The organism is Lentzea sp., assembly GCF_035525475.1.
Classification (GTDB): Bacteria; Actinomycetota; Actinomycetes; order Mycobacteriales; family Pseudonocardiaceae; genus Lentzea.
In genome coordinates, this window is sequence record NZ_DATLEC010000075.1 from 1 (window position 1) to 19,192 (window position 19,192).

Annotated in this window: 17 protein-coding genes; 14 read left to right on the forward strand and 3 right to left on the reverse strand. The window is 70.0% G+C overall.

Going from position 1 to position 19,192, the window contains the following annotated elements; translation table 11 throughout:
- From glpK to VM306_RS13215, 3 genes are all read right to left on the reverse strand, one after another.
- Positions 1-1,172, reverse strand: a 1,172-nt coding sequence (glpK, locus tag VM306_RS13205; protein WP_325514689.1) for a glycerol kinase GlpK, incomplete at its 3' end; no start/stop codon positions are given.
- A 49-nt stretch (positions 1,173-1,221) separates the two neighbouring features.
- Positions 1,222-1,977, reverse strand: coding sequence for an IclR family transcriptional regulator (locus tag VM306_RS13210; protein ID WP_325514691.1), 756 nt, complete (start codon positions 1,975-1,977; stop codon positions 1,222-1,224).
- A 46-nt stretch (positions 1,978-2,023) separates the two neighbouring features.
- On the reverse strand, positions 2,024-3,388 hold the full coding sequence (locus VM306_RS13215; RefSeq protein ID WP_325514839.1) for a bifunctional phosphatase PAP2/diacylglycerol kinase family protein: 1,365 nt from the start codon (positions 3,386-3,388) through the stop codon (positions 2,024-2,026).
- Positions 3,389-3,504: 116 nt separating this feature from the next.
- On the opposite strand from VM306_RS13215, the gene pafA reads away from it, so the two are divergent.
- From pafA to VM306_RS13285, 14 genes are all read left to right on the forward strand, one after another.
- Positions 3,505-4,863: a Pup--protein ligase gene (gene pafA, locus VM306_RS13220; protein ID WP_325514694.1), complete on the forward strand. Its 1,359-nt coding sequence runs from the start codon at positions 3,505-3,507 to the stop codon at positions 4,861-4,863.
- Positions 4,864-4,969: 106 nt separating this feature from the next.
- Positions 4,970-5,968, forward strand: coding sequence for an oxidoreductase (locus VM306_RS13225; protein WP_325514696.1), 999 nt, complete (start codon positions 4,970-4,972; stop codon positions 5,966-5,968).
- 40 nt (positions 5,969-6,008) lie between these two features.
- Positions 6,009-6,908, forward strand: coding sequence for a hypothetical protein (locus VM306_RS13230; RefSeq protein ID WP_325514698.1), 900 nt, complete (start codon positions 6,009-6,011; stop codon positions 6,906-6,908).
- A 118-nt stretch (positions 6,909-7,026) separates the two neighbouring features.
- Positions 7,027-7,818 carry an alpha/beta hydrolase gene (locus tag VM306_RS13235; RefSeq protein ID WP_325514840.1) on the forward strand — a complete coding sequence of 264 codons (792 nt, stop codon included), beginning with the start codon at positions 7,027-7,029 and terminating at the stop codon, positions 7,816-7,818.
- A 61-nt stretch (positions 7,819-7,879) separates the two neighbouring features.
- Complete coding sequence (locus tag VM306_RS13240) at positions 7,880-8,845, forward strand: helix-turn-helix transcriptional regulator (RefSeq protein WP_325514700.1); 966 nt, start codon at positions 7,880-7,882, stop codon at positions 8,843-8,845.
- Positions 8,842-9,828, forward strand: a complete 987-nt coding sequence (locus VM306_RS13245; RefSeq protein WP_325514702.1) for a YafY family protein — start codon at positions 8,842-8,844, stop codon at positions 9,826-9,828. The genes VM306_RS13240 and VM306_RS13245 overlap by 4 nt, the downstream gene beginning before the upstream one ends.
- Before the next feature lie 18 nt (positions 9,829-9,846).
- Complete coding sequence (locus VM306_RS13250) at positions 9,847-10,119, forward strand: bacteriophage holin (protein WP_325514704.1); 273 nt, start codon at positions 9,847-9,849, stop codon at positions 10,117-10,119.
- A complete protein-coding gene (gene tatA / locus VM306_RS13255; protein ID WP_325514707.1) occupies positions 10,112-10,420 on the forward strand; it encodes a Sec-independent protein translocase subunit TatA in 309 nt (102 codons plus the stop codon). The genes VM306_RS13250 and tatA overlap by 8 nt, the downstream gene beginning before the upstream one ends.
- Before the next feature lie 112 nt (positions 10,421-10,532).
- Positions 10,533-11,441 carry a twin-arginine translocase subunit TatC gene (gene tatC / locus VM306_RS13260; protein ID WP_325514842.1) on the forward strand — a complete coding sequence of 303 codons (909 nt, stop codon included), beginning with the start codon at positions 10,533-10,535 and terminating at the stop codon, positions 11,439-11,441.
- Positions 11,438-12,298, forward strand: coding sequence for a diacylglycerol/lipid kinase family protein (locus tag VM306_RS13265; protein WP_414672371.1), 861 nt, complete (start codon positions 11,438-11,440; stop codon positions 12,296-12,298). The genes tatC and VM306_RS13265 overlap by 4 nt, the downstream gene beginning before the upstream one ends.
- A 45-nt stretch (positions 12,299-12,343) precedes the next feature.
- Positions 12,344-14,191 (forward strand): molecular chaperone HtpG, encoded by a 1,848-nt coding sequence (gene htpG, locus VM306_RS13270; protein ID WP_325514709.1) that lies wholly within the window; start codon positions 12,344-12,346, stop codon positions 14,189-14,191.
- 115 nt (positions 14,192-14,306) lie between these two features.
- Positions 14,307-17,048: a DEAD/DEAH box helicase gene (locus VM306_RS13275; protein ID WP_325514711.1), complete on the forward strand. Its 2,742-nt coding sequence runs from the start codon at positions 14,307-14,309 to the stop codon at positions 17,046-17,048.
- A gap of 96 nt (positions 17,049-17,144) precedes the next feature.
- Positions 17,145-17,849 carry a DUF4333 domain-containing protein gene (locus VM306_RS13280; RefSeq protein WP_325514713.1) on the forward strand — a complete coding sequence of 235 codons (705 nt, stop codon included), beginning with the start codon at positions 17,145-17,147 and terminating at the stop codon, positions 17,847-17,849.
- Between the two features lie 54 nt (positions 17,850-17,903).
- Entirely contained in the window at positions 17,904-19,073 is a 1,170-nt protein-coding gene (locus VM306_RS13285; RefSeq protein WP_325514715.1) for a GNAT family N-acetyltransferase, read from the forward strand.
- The last annotated feature ends 119 nt before the right edge of the window (positions 19,074-19,192 follow it).

Genomic DNA, 19,192 nt, shown 5'->3' on the forward strand with positions numbered 1-19,192 from the left:
GTGAGGTCGACCCCGGAGTCGGCGTTCATCGCGTCCACGACCTCACGGGTCTGCCACGCGGACGCCTCCAGCACGGCTCGTGCGAGGTGCCCGCGCGAGATGTAACCCGTCAGTCCCGCGATCACGCCACGCGCGTCGGAACGCCAATGCGGCGCGAAGAGCCCGGAGAACGCGGGCACGAAGTACGCGCCGCCGTTGTCGTCCACCGTGCGCGCCAGCGTCTCGATCTCCGCCGCCGACGAGATCAGCCCGACCTTGTCGCGGAACCACTGCACCAGCGCGCCCGTCACCGCGACCGCGCCCTCCAGCGCGTACGCGGCGGGCTCGTCACCGATCTTGTAACCGACAGTTGTCAGCAGCCCGTTCTGCGACCGCACCGGCTTGCCACCCGTGTTGATCAGCAGGAACGCGCCGGTGCCGTACGTGCACTTGCCCTCGCCGGGCTCGAAACACGTCTGCCCGAACAGTGCCGCCTGCTGGTCGCCGAGCGCCGACGCGACGGGCACGCCCTCGTAGGTGCCGTAGACCTCGGAGGAGGACCGGATCTCGGGGAGCATCGCGCGCGGGACGTCCATCGCGGCCACCAGCTCCGGGTCCCAGTCGAGGGTCTCCAGGTCCATCAGCATGGTGCGCGACGCGTTCGTCACGTCGGTGACGTGGCGGCCGGTCAGGTTCCAGATCAGCCAGGTGTCCATGGTGCCGAACAGGACCTCGCCGCGCTCGGCCCTGGCGCGCAGGCCGTCGACCTCGTCGAGCAGCCACCGCAGCTTCGGGCCGGAGAAGTAGGTGGCGAGGGGCAGGCCGGAGCGTTCGCGGAACCTGTCCTGGTCGCCGAGGGTCTTGATCACGGCGTCGGTGCGCGTGTCCTGCCAGACGATCGCGTTGTGCACGGGCTCGCCGGTCGCCTTGTCCCACACGACCGTGGTCTCGCGCTGGTTCGTGATGCCGAACGCCGCGATGTCGGCCCAGGTGAGCGACGCGTGGGCGAGGGCGTCGCCGATGACCGACCGCACGTTCGCCCAGATCTCGGTCGCGTCGTGCTCCACCCAGCCGGGCCTCGGGAAGATCTGCCGGTGCTCGCGCTGGGCGATTGACACGATCCCGCCGGAAGAGTCGAACACGATGCACCGGGACGACGTCGTGCCCTGGTCGATCGCCGCTACGTAGCTCACCGGTAAGCACCTCTCTGTGCGTTCGACATTGTCGAACGGTTCCAGAGTACTACCAGGAGAGTCCGCCCAGCTCCCTGGACACGCTGCGAGCTGCCTCACGTACGTAGGAGACGAGCTCCAGGCGCGGCGGCTGGTCCGGCGACTCGCACAGCCGCTCGACCGGTCCGGAGATGCCGATCGTGCCCACGACCAGACCCCGCCGGTCGCGGATCGGTGCCGCCACGGACGCCTCGCCCTCGACCAGTTCGTGCAGGTCGTAGGCCCAGTCGCGGTCGCGGACCTCGTCCATCGCGGCGTGCAGCCGCTCTGGGTCCAGCGTGTGCCGGGTGAACCGCTGGAGGTCGCAGTCGGGCCACTCGCCGAACGCGACCAGCGCCTTGCCCAGCGCCGTCGCGTGCCACGGCAGCAGGGCGCCGGTGTCGAGCTTCTGCCGGCTGTTGTCCGGCCGGAACACGTGGTGCACTACCAGTACGTGCCTGCCGTGCAGCACCCCGATGCGCACCGCCTCGCGCGCTCGCATCGCCAGCGTGTCCGACCAGTTCAACGCCTTCGCGCGCAGCTCGTTGCCGTCGAGGTAGCTCGTGCCGATCTGGAAGAGCGCGGCGCCCAGCCGGTACTTGCCGCCCTCGGTCTCCTGCTCGACGAACCCGACCTCCTGCAAGGTCCGCAGGATGCCGTGCACCGTCGGTTTCGCCAGGTCGAGGGCGCGGGCGATCTCGCCGACGCCCAGCTGGTGCGCGCCGCCGTGGGCGAGCAGCCTGAGGACCTCGGCCGCGCGCTGGATGGACTGGATGGGTCCGGGCACGCACCCCACTCTAGCTGCAGATGTTCGACAATGTCGAACGGTTCTCTCAAGGCCGGTAGATGCCCAGCGCCGCCGCGCGCGAACGGAACTTGAACGAGGTGCCCCTTTCGCGAACCTCGCCGTCCGTCGCGATCGAGATGGGCGCGCCGTGCACCTCGACGTTCAGCGAGGACACCTCGAAGTGCTTGTACATGCGCGAGTGTTCCAGTGCGCCGAGCAGGGCGCCGAGGAAGAACCTGGTCCGCGAGTACCTGCGGTCCGCCCGGACGAAGCGCACGTCCAGCAGGCCGTCGTCCAGCCGCGGGCGCATCGTGGGCGCGAAGCCCTTCGGCCGGTACGGCCCGTTGCCCACGAACAGCAGCCACACGAGGTGCTTGTCGCCGTCGATGGTGATGTCCAGCGGCTTGGCGCGCTGCAGGACGCGGAGCAGCGCCAGCACGGCGGCCGGCCACTTGCCCCAGCGCTTCTCCAGCTTCTCGCGGATCCGCACCATGTCGGGGTAGCCGCCCAGCGACGCCGTGTTCACGAACCACTGGCCGTTGACCTGCGCCAGGTCGACCCGCACGCCCACGCCGTCCGCGACCGCTCGCGCCGTGTCGTGCAGGCCGGTGATGCCCACGTCGCGGGCGAAGTGGTTCAGCGTGCCGGACGGGATGAGCACCAGCGGCAGGTCGCGTTCGGCGGCTTGGGCGGCCACCGCGGCCACCGTGCCGTCGCCGCCGGCCACGCCCAGCGCCTTCGCGTCGGGCAGGTCGGACAGCTCCTCGATCGTCACGATCCGCGCCTTGGGCCACTCCTCGGTGATCTGCGGCGTCGGGTCGGGGCCGATCCCCGAGTTCGGGTTCACCACCACGACCAGCCCCTCACCGTCCTGCAGCGACGTCAGGTCGGCGTGTTCATAGGCGGACGCCGGTTCGTTCAGCCCGAGCGGCCACCACCGGCGAGTCAGGAACGCGGCACCGACTCCCACGGCCGCACCGGCGACCACGTCCGTCGGCCAATGAACGCCCGTGTGAACGCGTGAATAGGCCACGGCGGCGGCAATCGGTGCCACCACGGCGCCTGCTTTGGGTGATTCCAAAGCCACCGCCGTGGCGAAAGCGGCCGCTGACGCGGAGTGACCGGAAGGAAACGACGAGGACGTCGGCCGTTTGGACAGGCGGCGATCCAGCGCGATCAGATCCGCGGCGGGCCGGCGGCGCGGGAAAAGGGACTTCCCGACCAGGTTCGCGCTGGCCGAGGCCCCGGCAATGGCCGCGAGACCTCGCAGCGCACCACGCCGGAACGGGCCCTTCCCGGTTGCCAGGATCGCCGCGACGACGAACCACAGCAGGCTGTGGTTGGCGGCTTTGGAAAGCCTCTTCAAACCCCCGTCGAACCTGCTCGGAGGCAGGCCGGCGGACGAGCTCATGAGCTTCTTGTCGAGAGCGCTGACGCGTTTCCACACCCTGCTGACACTAAACCGCAACCGGCGTGCCGCCCGAACGGATCACCTCGTGCGGGCCGGAAGTCGCCTACTGTTGGGGTATGCAGCGGCGGATCTTCGGCATTGAGACAGAGTTCGGGGTGACCTGCACCTTCCACGGACAGCGTCGTCTGTCCCCGGACGAGGTCGCGCGGTACTTGTTCCGCCGGGTCGTGTCCTGGGGGCGTTCATCCAACGTCTTCCTGCGCAACGGCTCCCGGCTCTACCTCGACGTCGGGTCGCACCCCGAGTACGCCACGGCCGAGTGTGACGACCTGGCCCAGCTCGTCACCCACGACAAGGCGGGGGAGCGGATCCTCGAGGACCTGCTCGTCGACGCCGAGCGCAGACTGGCCGACGAGGGCATCGGCGGCGACATCTTCCTGTTCAAGAACAACACCGACTCGGCGGGCAACTCCTACGGCTGCCACGAGAACTACCTGGTCGCACGGGCCGGCGAGTTCTCGCGCATCGCGGACGTGCTGCTGCCGTTCCTGGTCACCCGCCAGCTGATCTGCGGCGCGGGCAAGGTGCTGCAGACGCCGCGCGGCGCCGTGTACTGCCTCTCGCAGCGCGCGGAGCACATCTGGGAGGGCGTGTCGTCCGCGACCACGCGGTCCCGCCCGATCATCAACACCCGCGACGAGCCGCACGCCGACGCCGAGCGCTACCGGCGGCTGCACGTCATCGTCGGCGACTCGAACATGTCCGAGGTGACGACGCTGCTCAAGGTGGGCAGCGCGAACCTCGTGCTGGAGATGATCGAGCAGGGCGTCCAGTTCCGGGACTTCTCGCTGGACAACCCGATCCGCGCGATCCGAGAGATCTCGCACGACCTGACGGGCCGCCGCACCGTCCGCCTGGCGGGCGGCAAGGAGGCCTCGGCGCTCGACATCCAGCGCGAGTACTACGAGAAGGCCGTCGAGCACGTGGCCAAGCGCTCGCCGGACCCGATGGCGCAGCGCGTCCTCGAACTGTGGGGCCGGACCCTCGACGCCGTCGAGTCGCAGAACCTGTCGAAGATCGACCGCGAGATCGACTGGGCCATCAAGAACCGCCTGATGGAGCGGTACATGGCCAAGCACGACATGGACCTGTCGAACCCGCGCATCGCCCAGCTCGACCTCGCCTACCACGACATCCGCCGCGGCCGGGGCGTGTTCGACCTGCTGCAGCGCAAGGGCCAGGTCGAACGCGTGACCGACGACGGCGAGATCGAGGCCGCCAAGGACACCCCGCCGCAGACCACGCGGGCCAAGCTGCGCGGTGACTTCATCGCCGCCGCGCAGGCCGCCGGTCGCGACTTCACCGTCGACTGGGTGCACCTGAAGCTGAACGACCAGGCGCAGCGCACGGTGCTGTGCAAGGACCCGTTCCGCGCGGTGGACGAGCGCGTGGAGCGCCTCATCGCGTCGCTGTAGGGACCTGTCGGACACGGGCGGGCAGGACCGCGGTCCTGCCCGCCCGTGCCGTTGTCCGGCCGATCAGCGGGTAGGAAGTGGCCGGCGGCTGGACGAGAGTGACCGCATGAGGATCATCACGGCGGCACTCGCCGCCTTCCTGGTGCTCCCCGGAGTCGCACAGGCCGACTCCTACTGGGAGCTCGAGCCCACCGGCACGGACGCCCGCCTGCGGGGACTGTCCGCGGTCAGCGGGCAGGTCGCGTGGGCCAGCGGCTCGAAGGGCACCGTCCTGCGCACGACGAACGGCGGCCGGTCGTGGGAGTCCGTCGGGCCGCCCGGCACCGAGGCGCTGGACTTCCGCGACATCGAGGCCTTCGACGCGCGCAACGCCGTGGCGCTGTCGATCGGCGAGGGCGAGTCGTCGCGGATCTACCGCACGTCCGACGGCGGCAAGACGTGGCGTGAGTCGTTCCGCAACACCGATCCGAAGGCGTTCTACGACTGCGTGGCGTTCTTCGACCCGTTCCGCGGGCTGGCGCTGAGCGACCCCGTCGACGGCAGGTTCCGGGTGCTGCGGACGTGGGACGGTGGCCGTTCGTGGCACGTCGACGACCCGAAGGGCATGCCGGACGCGTTGCCGGGCGAGTTCGCGTTCGCGGCGTCGGGGCAGTGCGTGGCGACCAGCGGCAACCACGCGTGGATCGCGACCGGTGGCGGCGCGAGGGCACGGGTGCTGGAGTCGCGGGACGGTGGCCGTTCGTGGAAGGCCTCCGACGTGCCGTTGCCGAGTGGTGAGGCGGCCGGCGTCTTCGCGGTGGCCTTCAAGACGCCGTGGCGGGGCGTGGCGATCGGCGGGGACTACCTCAAGCCGACCGACCCGACGCCGGCGTTCGCGACCAACGACGGCCGCGGCTGGAGGGCCGGCGCCACGGCGCCGATCGGTTACCGCTCCGGTATCGCCTACCGCGGTGACTCGCTGGTCGCGGTGGGACCGTCCGGGACGGACACCAGCAGGGACGGCAGGACCTGGAAGGTCGCGGACACCGGTAGCTTCGACACCGTCGACTGCGCGGGGTTCACCTGCTGGGCGGCGGGGGAGAAGGGCCGGGTCGGCAGGACCTGACCGCAAGACTGCCCTTGTGGCCGTGGTCACGCTCCGGCCGATGCGCGACCGTGAGCGCATGCGGCGCAGGCACGAGGACGGGGAACGGGTTCGGGACGCACCGCACCACCCGCGTTCCGGGCCGGTCCACGCACTGCTCCGCCTCCAGAACACGGCGGGCAACCAGGCGACGGTGGCCCACGTCCAGCGGCAGAGCCGCGGTGGCGCGCCGCGGATCGGCCACCGGTTCGAGCACCCGGCCGGCGCACGCGGTCCCCACCGGTCCATCACGGCCGAGTTCGACGGTCAGGTGTTCCGGGCTCACGCGGGCGGCACGCTTTTGATGCAGGTGGGGGCGGCTTCCGGGCGTCCGGTGAGCGTGCGGTCCGGCGACGCCCGCTCCTGCCACGGCGCGACCAGCGAGTCGTACAAGAACAACCCGCGCTACGTCGGCATCCCCGACTTCGGTCCGATCCCCGAGGGCACCTTCCGGTTCCGGGCTGCCGAGTTCGGCCTGTTCGATCCCGCCGAGCAGGTGCGGATGATCGGCGGTGGCTCCTTCACCGACCCGTTCGGCGCCGCGCTGCACGGCGGTGACTGGGGTGCCGGACGGGCGCCGCTGCACCCCGTCCACGTCGTCCCCGCGTCGCGGGGGTGCGGCAACACGGGGCGCCGGAGCGGCTTCTACCTGCACGGCGGGTCGTTGAGCGGGTCGTCGGGGTGCATCGACGTCGGCAACGACGGCATCACGCAGCTGCTGCGCCACCTCACTGGATACACCCACGACATCACGGTGACGGTGCACTACGCCCATCCCGCGCCTGAAGTCGGTCGACTCGAACGGGCTGTCGGCGGCGCGACCTACCCCGGCCAGCGAGATCCCTCGTGGACGGACCGCGTGCGCGGCGCGTGGGACCAGCTGTGGGGCAACGAAAGTCCAGATCAGCAGCGGCGCCGGTAACGCTGGTCGGGCCGCGGGCGAAAAAGTACGTGTCGGCCGCTCCCGAGCGGGGTAGCCAAAGAAGGTGTTCGAGGGATTCTCGTTGCGTCGCAGGGACGTTGGCGAGGCCGTGCTGCGAGTGAGGACCGGCGGGGCAGGGCCGCCCGTCCTCCTCCTTCACGGCCACCCTCGGACCCACACGACATGGCACCGCGTCGCGCCGTTGCTCGCCGACGACTACACGGTCGTATGCCCGGACATGCGCGGTTACGGCGAGTCCAGCAAACCCGGTGACTACTCGAAACGCGCGATGGCACGCGACTTCGTGAAACTCATGCGCGGGCTCGGCCACGAGCGGTTCGCCGTCGCCGGCCACGACAGGGGCGCCGCGGCGGCGATCAGGCTCGCCCTCGACCACCCGGACCGGGTGACCGCGCTGGCCGTGCTCGACGGGCTGCCCGTCGGCGCCCACCTTCAGCGGTGCGACGCGCGGTTCGCCCAGTCCTGGTTCCACTGGTTCTTCCTGGCGCAGCAGGAGATCGCCGCGCCGATGATCAGCCAGGACCCCGAGCTGTGGTACGGCAAGCGCTACCGCGACACGCCGCTCTCGATGGGCGTGGAGAACTGGGCCGACTACCAGCGCGCCATCCACGACCCCGCGACCGTGTTCGCCATGTGCGGCGACTACCGCGCCGGGCTGGAGGTCGACCGGGTCCACGACGACGAGGACCGCGCTCGCGGGCACAGGATCACGTGTCCGGTCTTGGCGCTGTGGTCGGCCAAGGACGACCTCGGCGACCTGTACGAGGACCTGCCGGGGATCTGGGCCGAGTGGGCCGACGACGTGCGCGTCCGTGCCATCGACTGCGGGCACCACATGGCCGAGGAAGCACCCGACGAACTGGTGCGCGAATTGCGGACGTTGTTCTGAACGGACCGTTGACGACGGGTGGTGATGAGGTTTCCGTGCGCGCAAGCGTTAGGGTTTGTCCGTGGCCATCGCACGCGCCGAACGCCTCGTCAACCTGGTGTTGTGCCTGCTGTCGACCCGTCAGTACCTGACAGCGGAGCGCATCCGCGCCATCGTCCCGGGCTATCACGAAGCTCCGACGGACGAGGCGTTCTTCCGCATGTTCGAACGGGACAAGTCCGAGCTGCGGGACCTCGGCGTGCCGCTGGAGACCGGCAGGCAGTCCAACGCCGAGGGAGCGGAGGACGGGTACCGGATCGCCCGGCGCGACTACGAGCTGGGCGACATCGACCTCGAACCCGACGAGGCCGCCGCCGTCGCGCTGGCCGCCCGGCTGTGGGACTCGCCGCAGCTCACGGGTGCCGTGCACGGTGCGTTGATCAAGCTGCGGGCCGCCGGTGTGGACGTCGACCAGGACGCGCCCGCCGCCGTGGAGCCCAAGGTGCGGGCGAACGAGCCCGCGTTCCCGCCGCTGCTGCAGGCCGTGCAGGCGGGCCAGGTCGTGACGTTCGGCTACCGCAAGCCTCCGCCGGGTGGCCCCAAGGACCGCACGGTCGAGCCGTGGGGCGTGGTCGCGTGGCGCGGCCGCTGGTACCTCGTCGGCTGGGACCGCGACCGCGACGACACGCGCTGCTTCCGCCTCTCACGCGTGGTGGGCACCGTGAAGACCGTCGGCAAGCCCGGCGTCGTGAAGGTGCCAGAGGGCACGGACCTGATGAGCCTCATCGCGCGCACGCAGGCGGATCCGCACCACACGGCCCCCGCGAAGATCTGGGTCGCCAAGAACCGGGCGCAGGGCGTCCGCCGGCACGCGAAGGTCGTCGAGGAACGCGACGGCGGCGACGTCGTCGAGATCGACCTGAAGTTCCCCGACTCGGCGGCCAAGTGGCTCGCCGGGTTCGGGCCCGACGTCGTCGTGCTGGAACCCGAGGTCCTCGCCAAGTCGGTCCGCGACCGCCTGCAGGGCGCACTGGAAGGAGCGCGGTGACCGCGTCGAACGAACGGCTGCCGCGTCTGCTCGCACTCGTGCCGTACCTGCTCACCCGGCCCGCCATCACCGTCAAGGAGGCCGCGGCCGACTTCGGCATCACGCCCAAGCAGCTGCGCAAGGACCTCGAGCTGCTGTGGATGTGCGGCCTGCCCGGCTACGGGCCCGGCGACCTCATCGACCTGTCCTTCGAGGGCGAGACGATCACCGTCTCGTTCGACGCGGGCATGAACCGGCCGCTGCGGCTCACCGCGGCCGAGGCGACGTCGCTGCTGGTCGCGCTCAGGGCGCTGGCGGACACCCCCGGCGTGGTCGACACGGACGCCGTGCAGCGGGCGCTCGCGAAGATCGAGGCGGCAGCCAGAACCAGTGTGGCGGGCAAGGCGCAGCCCGCGGGCATGGTGGTCGGGCTCGGCGCGTTCGAACGCGAGGAGACAGCGGAGATCCGTGCCGCCGTGCAGGACGCCGTGAAGCGCGAACGCGCCGTGCGCATCCGCTACTACTCGCAGTCGCACGACGCGATCAGCGACCGCGTCGTCGACCCGATGCGCCTGCTGCTCCTGGAAGGCCGCGGCTACCTCGAGGCCTGGTGCCGCTCGGCGATCGGCGTGCGGTTGTTCCGGCTCGACCGGATCGACCACGTGGAGGTGCTCGACGAGCCGTCCGCGCCGCCGCCGCACGCCCAGCAGACCGATACGTCGGAGGGCTTGTTCCAGCCGAGGGACGACCAGAAGATCGCGGTCCTCCTGCTCGAACCGGACGCGCACTGGGTCGCGGAGTACTACCCCGTCGACCACGCCGCGGAGCTCTCGGACGACCGCACACGTGTCCTCATGCGCTACGACGACCTGTCGTGGATGGTGCGCCTGCTCCTCGGGCTCGGCGGGGACGTGCACGTCGAACAGCCGGCGGAGCTCGCGGCCGAGGTGCGGCGGCAGGCGGAGGCCGCGTTGCGCCGGGCAGATCACCTGCTGTCCACCTAAGGCGTATACCGTGTGATCGTGCCGTCCACACCGATCCTGGCGCTGGTCGCGCTCGGCCTGATCGTGGTGATCGCGATCGCGGTCCGAGTCCTCCGATCCTTGCGCCGATTCGCCCGCGCCCGCACTCTGGTGGGGGACGGTGTCGGCGACGGCGTCGGCCTGCTGAAGGCGCGCAGGGCAGCGCTGAAGGTGGCCTTCGCCGAGCGGCGGCGTCAGGACAGCGCCCAGACCAGGGCGAACCCCGCGTACGATCGTCGTGGCGGGGGAGACAGGAGGATCACCAATGGCTAACCTCGGACCCACCGAGCTGATCATCATCGCGCTGGTGATCATTCTGCTGTTCGGTGCGAAGAAGCTGCCCGACATGGCCCGGTCGATCGGCAAGTCGGCGAAGATCTTCAAGGCCGAGACGAAGGGCCTGCGCGACTCGGACAACGACGACGCGCCGGTCCAGCCTCAGCAGCCCGTGCAGCACCCGGTCCAGCAGCTCCCGCCGGTCCAGCAGCTCCCGCCGGCCCAGCCGCCGGTGCCCCAGCAGCCCCAGGTCGCTCCTCCCATCGAGCAGACGACGCAGAACAAGGCCAGCAACTGACCTTGCGGTGCACTGACTTGTAAGGGCGGTTACAGCGGTGGCAAGTCCGTTCCGGTGGCTCGCCGAGCGCCGGGAACGCGGCAGGCGTCGTCGGGGCAACGCCGACGGCACGATGTCGCTCAAAGAGCACCTGTACGAGCTGCGGTACCGGCTCGGCATGGCCATGCTGGTCATCGCCGTCGGCGCCATCTTCGGCTTCGTCTGGTTCCAGGTGCGGCTCGGCCCGATCCCGTCGCTCGGAGACATCCTGACGGGGCCGTACTGCCAGCCCGACCTGGAGAAGTACCGGGCGAAGATCACCAACGACGGCACCTGCGCGTTGCTGCAGACCGAGCCGTTCGAGATCTTCCTCGTCCAGCTGCAGGTCGGCACCGCGGCGGGCGCGGTGCTGCTCAGCCCGGCGTGGCTCTACCAGATCTGGGCGTTCATCACGCCCGGTCTCTACCAGAAGGAACGCAGGTTCGCGCGCGCGTTCGTCGGCGCCGGCGCACTGCTGTTCGTGGCCGGCGCGGTGCTCGCGTACCTGGTCGTGCCCGAGGGCCTGAAGGTCCTGCTCGGCTTCGGTGGCGACAACTGGGTCACGGCGCTCACCGGCAGCAAGTACATCAACTTCGTCATCACGATGCTGTTCATCTTCGGCGTGAGCTTCCTGCTGCCGCTGGTGGTGGTGATGCTCAACCGCGCGGGCGTGCTGTCCTACGAGCGGCTGTCGAAGTGGCGGCGCGGCCTGCTGATGGGCCTGTTCGTGTTCGCCGCCATCGCGACGCCGGGCACCGACCCGATCTCGATGGTCGTGCTGGCGCTCGCGTTGTCGCTGCTGTTCGAGATGGCGATCCAGATCTCGCGCGTCCACGACAAGCGCAAGGCCAAGCTGCGGGCGGCCGAGGGCTGGGACGCGATCGACGACGACGAGGCGGCGCCGTTCGACTACGTGCCGTCCGACGCCGAGGGCAACGACCCCGGTGAGAAGGCGATCGCTTCGGAACCCGTGAAGCGCGTGAACTACGACGACGCCACGTGACGCGGGCGGCGTTGCTCGTCTGCCCCGCGTCGGGCAAGGGGCGGGCGGCCCGGATGGCCGGGTCGACCGCCGCCGCGCTCAGGCCGCACGTGTCGTCGTTGACGCAGCTGGTGGCCCACGACGCCGAGGGCACGCTGGCGATGGCCCGTGCCGCCGTCGCCGACGGTGTCGACCTGCTGGTCGTGCTGGGCGGCGACGGAGCCGCCCACTTAGGGGTCCAGGCGTGCGCGGGCACCTCGACGGCGCTGGGCGTCGTCCCGGCGGGCACCGGCAACGACCTGGCGGCGGCGATCGGGTCGCGGTCGGTCGAGGACGTCGTCCACGGCACCCGCAGGGCCCTCGACCTGGGACGGCTGTCGACGGGGCAGTGGTTCGCGACGGTGCTGTGCGCCGGGTTCGACTCCGCGGTGAACGAGCGGGCGAACGCGATGCGCTGGCCCGCCGGTCCGCGTCGCTACGACCTCGCGATCGTGGCGGAGCTGGCGTCGCTGAAGTCGGCGCCCCTGCTGGTGACGACGGAGTCCGACACGTTCTCCCTGGACGCGACCCTCGTGGCCGTGGGCAACACACCGAACTACGGTGGCGGTATCCCCGTGTGCCCCGCGGCCGACGCCTCGGACGGCCTGTTCGACGTGACGGTCGTGGAGGGCGGCAGCCGTTCGATGATGGTCCGGATGCTGCCGACGTTGCGCACGGGCGAGCACACCGGGCACCCGGCCGTGCGGACGTTCCGGGCCCGTGAGGTCTCGCTGTCGGGCGGTAACGGCTGGGTCGCCTACGCCGACGGTGAACGTCAGGAGGCACTGCCCGTCTCCGTTCGCACGGTCCCCGGCGCGCTCACCGTGGTGGGTCGCTAAATTAGTGGGCTGTTCGTTCCGCTTTCGTTCTTTCGGTGGGGATGCATGGAAACGCTGGAGTTCCAGTCCGAGGCGCGTCAGCTGCTGCAGCTGATGATCCACTCGATCTACTCGAACAAGGACACGTTCCTGCGCGAGCTGGTGTCGAACGCCTCCGACGCGTTGGACAAGCTGCGGCTGGAGTCGTTCCGCGACAAGGACATGCAGGTCGACGTCGACGACCTGCACATCGTGATCGAGTCCGACCCGTCCGAGCGCACGCTGACCGTGCGCGACAACGGCATCGGCATGACCCGCGAGGACGTCGTGCGGCTCATCGGCACGATCGCGAAGTCCGGTACCGCGGAGTTCCTCAAGCAGCTCAAGGAACAGCAGTCGGCCTCCGGCTCGGCCGACCTGATCGGCCAGTTCGGCATCGGCTTCTACTCGTCGTTCATGGTGGCCGACAAGGTCACGCTGGTGACGAAGCACCCGCACGCCGAGAAGGGCGTCCGCTGGGAGTCGACCGGCGAGGCCACGTACACGATCGACGACGTCGACGACGCGCCGCAGGGCACCTCGGTCACGCTGCACCTCAAGCCGTCCGACGACGAGGACAAGCTGCCCGACTACACCGAGCCCGCGAAGATCCGCGAGATCGTCAAGCGCTACTCGGACTTCATCACCTGGCCCGTACGCCTGGGCGGCGAGGACATCAACTCCCGCAAGGCGCTCTGGGCGCGCCCGGCCTCCGAGGTGACCGAGGAGGAGTACGCCGAGTTCTACCGGCACGTCAGCCACGATTGGAACGCGCCGCTCGAGACCATCCGCATGCAGGCGGAGGGCACGTTCGAGTACCAGGCGCTGCTGTTCCTGCCCGCCCAGGCGCCGCTCGACCTGTTCATGCGGGACGCCAAGCGGGGCGTGCAGCTCTACGTGAAGCGCGTCTTCATCATGGACGACTGCGCCGAGCTGATGCCGGAGTACCTGCGCTTCGTGAAGGGCGTCGTCGACGCGGCGGACCTCTCGCTGAACGTGTCGCGCGAGATCCTGCAGCAGGACCGCCAGATCCAGCTGATGCGCCGCCGCCTGGTGAAGAAGGTCCTCTCGTCGATCAAGTCGCTCATGAGCGCCCGCCAGGACGACTACCGGAAGTTCTGGGGCGAGGTCGGCGCGGCTCTGAAGGAGGGCCTGCTCTCCGACCACGACAACCGCGACGCGATCCTCGACGTCTGCTCGTTCGCCTCGACGCACTCCGAGGAGTCGCTGACGACGCTGGCCGAGTACGTGTCGCGGATGAAGGACGGCCAGGAGCACATCTACTTCATGACCGGTGACTCGCGGGTGGCCGTCGAGAACTCGCCGCACATGGAGGCGTTGCGCGCCAAGGGCTACGAGGTCCTCATCCTCACCGACACGATCGACGAGATGTGGGTCGACTCGGTCCCCTCGTTCGACGGCAGGTCGTTCCAGTCCGTCGCCAAGGGGCAGGTGGACCTGGAGACCGAGGAGGAGAAGTCGGCCAGCGAGGCCAAGGCCGCCGAGTTCGCCGACCTGCTCACCTGGATGCAGGAGCAGCTGCGGGAGACCGTCAAGGAGGTCAGGCTCTCGACCCGGCTGACCACCTCGCCCGCGTGCGTCGTGGGCGACGCGCACGACATCACCCCGACGCTGGAGAAGATGTACAAGGCGATGGGGCAGGAGCTGCCGAAGATCAAGCGGATCCTGGAGCTCAACCCGTCGCACCCGCTGGTCGAGGGCCTGCACAAGGCGTTCGCGGCCGGCGAACGCGACGGGCTGGCCGACACCGCCGAGCTGGTCCACGGGCTGGCGCTGCTCGCCGAGGGCGGTGAGCTGGCCGATCCGTCCCGTTTCGTGAAGCTGGTGGCGGACCGGGTGCAGCGCACTTTCTGACAAAAGCGCTGGTGGAGGGCGGTGTCCTGGGGACATCGCCCTCTGTCGTCTCAGTGCTGGCTGAAGTTAATCTATCTCGACGGCAATTGTCGGTGTGATGTGACAGCCTGAAGGGGTGTCACGTGCTTCGCGGTCCCCGGCCGAGGCCTACGCCCACTCCAGGCGCAACGCCCAGCGGCCCAAGCTGACCGACTTCGGCTCCGTCATCTCGTTCGAGCTGGACCCGTTCCAGCGCCAGGCCTGCGAGGCCCTGGAGGACGGTCACGGAGTGCTCGTCTGCGCCCCCACCGGTGCCGGCAAGACGGTGGTCGGCGAGTTCGCCGTGCACCTGGCCCTCACCGAAGGCCGCAAGTGCTTCTACACGACGCCGATCAAGGCCCTGTCCAACCAGAAGTTCGCCGACCTCACCGCCCGGTACGGGGCGGAGAGCATCGGGCTGCTCACGGGCGACACGAGCGTCAACGGCAACGCGCCGGTCGTGGTGATGACGACCGAGGTGCTGCGGAACATGCTGTACTCGGGTTCGTCCACTCTGGACGGACTCGCGTACGTCGTCATGGACGAGGTGCACTACCTCGCCGACCGGTTCCGCGGGCCGGTGTGGGAGGAGGTCATCCTGCACCTGCCGGAGCACGTGCAGGTGGTCGGCCTGTCCGCGACGGTCAGCAACGCCGAGGAGTTCGGCGAGTGGCTGGTCGAGGTGCGCGGGGACACGACGGTCGTCGTCGACGAGCACCGGCCGGTGCCGCTGTGGCAGCACATGCTGGTGGGCAACCAGATGCTCGACCTCTTCGAGGGCGACGAGACGCACGCCCGGATCAACGCGCAGGTGCTGCGCAAGACCGAGGAGCTGGTGCGCTACCACGTGCCGTTCAGCCGGGGGCGCAACCGCGGCTCCGGCAGCGGGCGGCCGCCGCGCGGCAGCGGGTACAAGCCGCCGTCGCGCACCGACATGATCCAGCAGCTCGGCAACGCGAGCCTGCTGCCGGCGATCGTGTTCGTGTTCAGCCGTGCCGGGTGCGACGCGGCGGTCGCGCAGACCGCGCGGGCGGGCCTGCGCCTCAACACGCCGGAGGAGACCGAGCAGGTCCGGCGCATCATCGACGAGAAGACGCGCGACCTGCCGGAGGCGGACCTGATGGTCCTCGGCTTCTGGGAGTGGCGCGAGGCGCTGGAGCGCGGCATCGCGTCGCACCACGCCGGGTTGCTGCCCGCGTTCAAGGAGACCGTCGAGGAGCTGTTCGTCCGCGGGCTGGTCAAGGTCGTGTTCGCGACCGAGACGCTCGCGCTCGGCATCAACATGCCCGCGCGCACGGTCGTGCTCGAGAAGCTCGTGAAGTACAACGGCGAGGCGCACGTCGACCTCACGCCGGGTGAGTACACGCAGCTCACCGGCCGTGCGGGCCGTCGTGGGATCGACGTGGAGGGGCACGCGGTCGTCGTCTGGCAGCCCGGCATCGACCCCAAGGCGGTCGGAGGGCTCGCCTCCACGCGCACGTACCCGCTGCGGTCGTCGTTCCGGCCGGGCTACAACATGGCCGTCAACCTCGTGCACCAGCTCGGGGCCTCGGCCGCGCGCGAGATCCTGGAGCAGTCGTTCGCGCAGTTCCAGGCGGACCGCTCGGTGGTCGGCCTGGCGCGCAGGATCGAGCGCAACAAGGAGGCGCTGGAGGGCTACGGCGAGTCGATGACGTGCCACCTCGGCGACTTCACCGAGTACGCGTCGCTGCGGCGCCGGATCGCGGACCGCGAGAAGCAGCTCGCGAAGCAGAACACCAACTCGCGCCGCATCGAGACCGCCAAGTCGCTGGAGCGGCTGCGCAAGGGCGACGTGATCGCCGTGCCGTCCGGTCGCCGCAGCGGCCTCGCGGTCGTCATCGACCCCGGCCTCGAGCCGCTGGGGGAGGCGCGGCCGCTGGTCGTGACCGAGGACCGCTGGTCCGGCCGCCTCACGTCGGCGGACTTCCCGTCGCCGGTCGAGGTGCTCGGGCACGTCCGGCTGCCCCGGCAGGTGGACGTGCGGTCGCCCAAGTCGCGGCGGGACCTCGCGTCGACGATCCGCAACACCGGCATCACCGTGCCGTCGCGGGGCCGCCGGCAGACCACCGCGGACGACGACCCCGAGCTCGCGACGCTGCGCCGCGCCCTGCGCTCGCACCCGTGCCACGGCTGCGACCAGCGCGAGGACCACGCGCGCTGGGGCGAGCGCTACCACCGGCTGCTGGCGGAGACCGAGCAGCTGGAGCGCAGGGTCGCGGCGACCACGCACTCGCTGGCGCGCCAGTTCGACCGCATCCGGGCGTTGCTGCGCGAGCGCGGCTACCTGTCGGAGGCGGAGGAGGTGACCCAGAACGGCAAGCGCCTGACCAGGCTCTACAGCGAGTCGGACCTGCTGGCCGCCGAGTGCCTGCGCCACGGCGTGTGGAAGGGTCTCAAGCCGGAGGAGCTCGCCGCCGTCGTGTCGTCGCTGGTCTACGAGGCGCGCCGGGACGGTCCGGTCGAGGCGCGGCTGCCCCAGGGGCCGGTCGCGGACGCGATGGGAAAGACCGTGCGGCTGTGGGCGGAGATCGAGGACGACGAGCGCCGCCTCAAGCTCGAGCGCATCACCCGCCAGCCCGACCCCGGCTTCGCGTGGCCGGTGTACCGGTGGGCGCGCGGCGAGTCGCTGGAAAAGGTGCTGAGCGCCGCGGAGGCCGGGGGCAACGAGCTCGGCGCGGGCGACTTCGTACGCTGGTGCCGGCAGGTGATCGACCTTTTGGACCAGATCCGTGAGGTGGTCGGCCGAGGCGACTCCGTCGGTTCGGCGGCGGCCAAGGCGGTCGACGCGTTGCGGCGCGGAGTTGTGGCGATGATGTGACATGAGCCTGACGAAGGTTTTGCGAGTCGGAGTAAAGACTGGCGTCAACGGTGTGATTGGATTCCGCCGCAACGTCGTACACACGGAGGTCGACAGATGAGCAGCCCGTACGGACCGTCCGGAGGGAACGATCCGCAGCAGCCCTGGGGCCAGCAGCCGCAACAGCCGCAGCAGCCCTACGGTGGCGGTTTTCCTCCCGGCACACCGTCCGGCGGCTTCCCGGCTCAGAACCCCTACGGCCAGCCCCAGCAGCCCCAGCCGGGGCAGCAGCAGCCGTACCCCGGTTTCGATCCGTCGCAGCAGCAGACGCAGCAGTACGGAGTGCCGGGGCAGCAGCAGCCGCAGTCGAACCCGTACGGCACGCCCGCGCAGGACCCGTACGGGCAGCAGACCCAGCAGTACGGCATGCCGGGTCAGCAGCAACAGCCCAACCCGTACGGCCAGCAGCCGGGCTACGGCCCGCCGATGCCGCAGAAGAAGAAGTCCAGCGCGGCCATCTGGGTCGCCGCGGTGGTCGTCGTCCTCCTCGTCGGTGGCGTGCTGTTCACCGGGTTCGTGTCGCCGGCCTTCTTCAAGAAGAAGATCTTCGACAACACCGCGGTGCAGAACGGCATCGTCCAGATCCTGAAGGACGAGTACAAGATCTCCGATGTCGGCAGCGCGACCTGCGGCGGTGAGAACGAGGTCAAGCCCAACACCTCGTTCGAGTGCAAGGTGCAGGTCGGCGGCAAGGACAAGAAGGTCAAGATCGTCGTCAAGACCGAGGACGGCGAGTACGAGGTCGGCCAGCCCACCGGCTGACCCGGCGCGGAAACTGAGGTGCGCCCGCGGTCGTGCTGAGACACGATCGCGGGCGTGACCGAGATCCGCGTTCTCACCGACGAAGCGCAGTATCGCGCCCACAGCACGCTCTTCCGCCGTGCGATGCACGGGGGCCCACCCACCGACGAGCAGTGGTCGGTGACCCTGCCGTCCTACGAGCCGGACCGCGCTCTCGCCGCGTTCGACAGCGTCGAGATGATCGGCACCACCCAGTCGTACGGTTCCTCGTTGGTCGTGCCCGGTGGTGCCCGAGTGCCCCATGGGGCCGTGTCGCGCGTGGGCGTCCGTGCCGATTACACGCGCCGTGGCGTGCTGACGGCTTTGATGCGCGAACAACTCTCCTCGCTACCCGACCCGGTGGCGACCCTGCGCGCCTCCGAGGGCCGCATCTACGGCCGCTTCGGCTACGGCCTGGCAGGCCGCGTGCGCGATCTTGAGGTCGACACGAGGCGCGCCGTGATCCCCGGTGGCATGACCGGCCGGGTGCGGATGCTCGACCAGGACACCGCCGACAAGCTCCTGCCCGAGCTGCACGAGGCGATCGGCCTGCGCAGGCCGGGCCAGATCTCCCGCTGGCCTGGCTGGTGGGCCAGGCAGCGCGACCGCAGGACCGAGGCGGAGAACTCCGTCACGGTCGTCCACAGTGGACCGGACGGCGACGACGGCTTCCTGACCTACAAGGTCAGCCCCGAGAAGGACTTCCAGCACCGGTTGTCCATCGAGGACTTCGAGTGGGCGACCGACGACGCGTGGCGCGACCTGTGGATCTACGTGACGCGCCTGGACCTGGTCGACCACGTCGAGACCGAGGTGCCGCTCGACGACGCGTCCGGCTGGCTGTTCGAGGACCCGCGCGTCGTCCACACCAAGGACGTGTTCGACGAGATCTGGCTTCGCCTCGTCGACGTGCCGCGCATGCTGTCCGCCCGCACCTACGGCGCCGTCGAGCCCGTGGTGATCGAGGTGCACGACGACCTGCTGCCCGCGAACTCCGGTTCGTACCGGGTGTCGGCTGACGGTGCCGAGCGCGTCGAGGAGCAGCCCGACCTCACGATCCCGGTCGACCTGCTCGGTGCCGTGTACCTCGGAGACACCACGTTCTCGCAGCTCGCGGCCACCAAACGGATCGAGGGAACCCGTCTGGCCGACGCCGACGCGTTGTTCGCCGTGGCGCAAAAGCCGATCTGCGGCACTTTTTTCTAGGAACCTGTCGCGCAGGAGGCGTTCGCCATCGCCGCCGACCGGTGGCCGCGCGACGGACCGTCTGCCTGATCCGCAACGAGGGCTACGGCGGCCGCGACGAGCTCGCGGCCGAGGCGAAC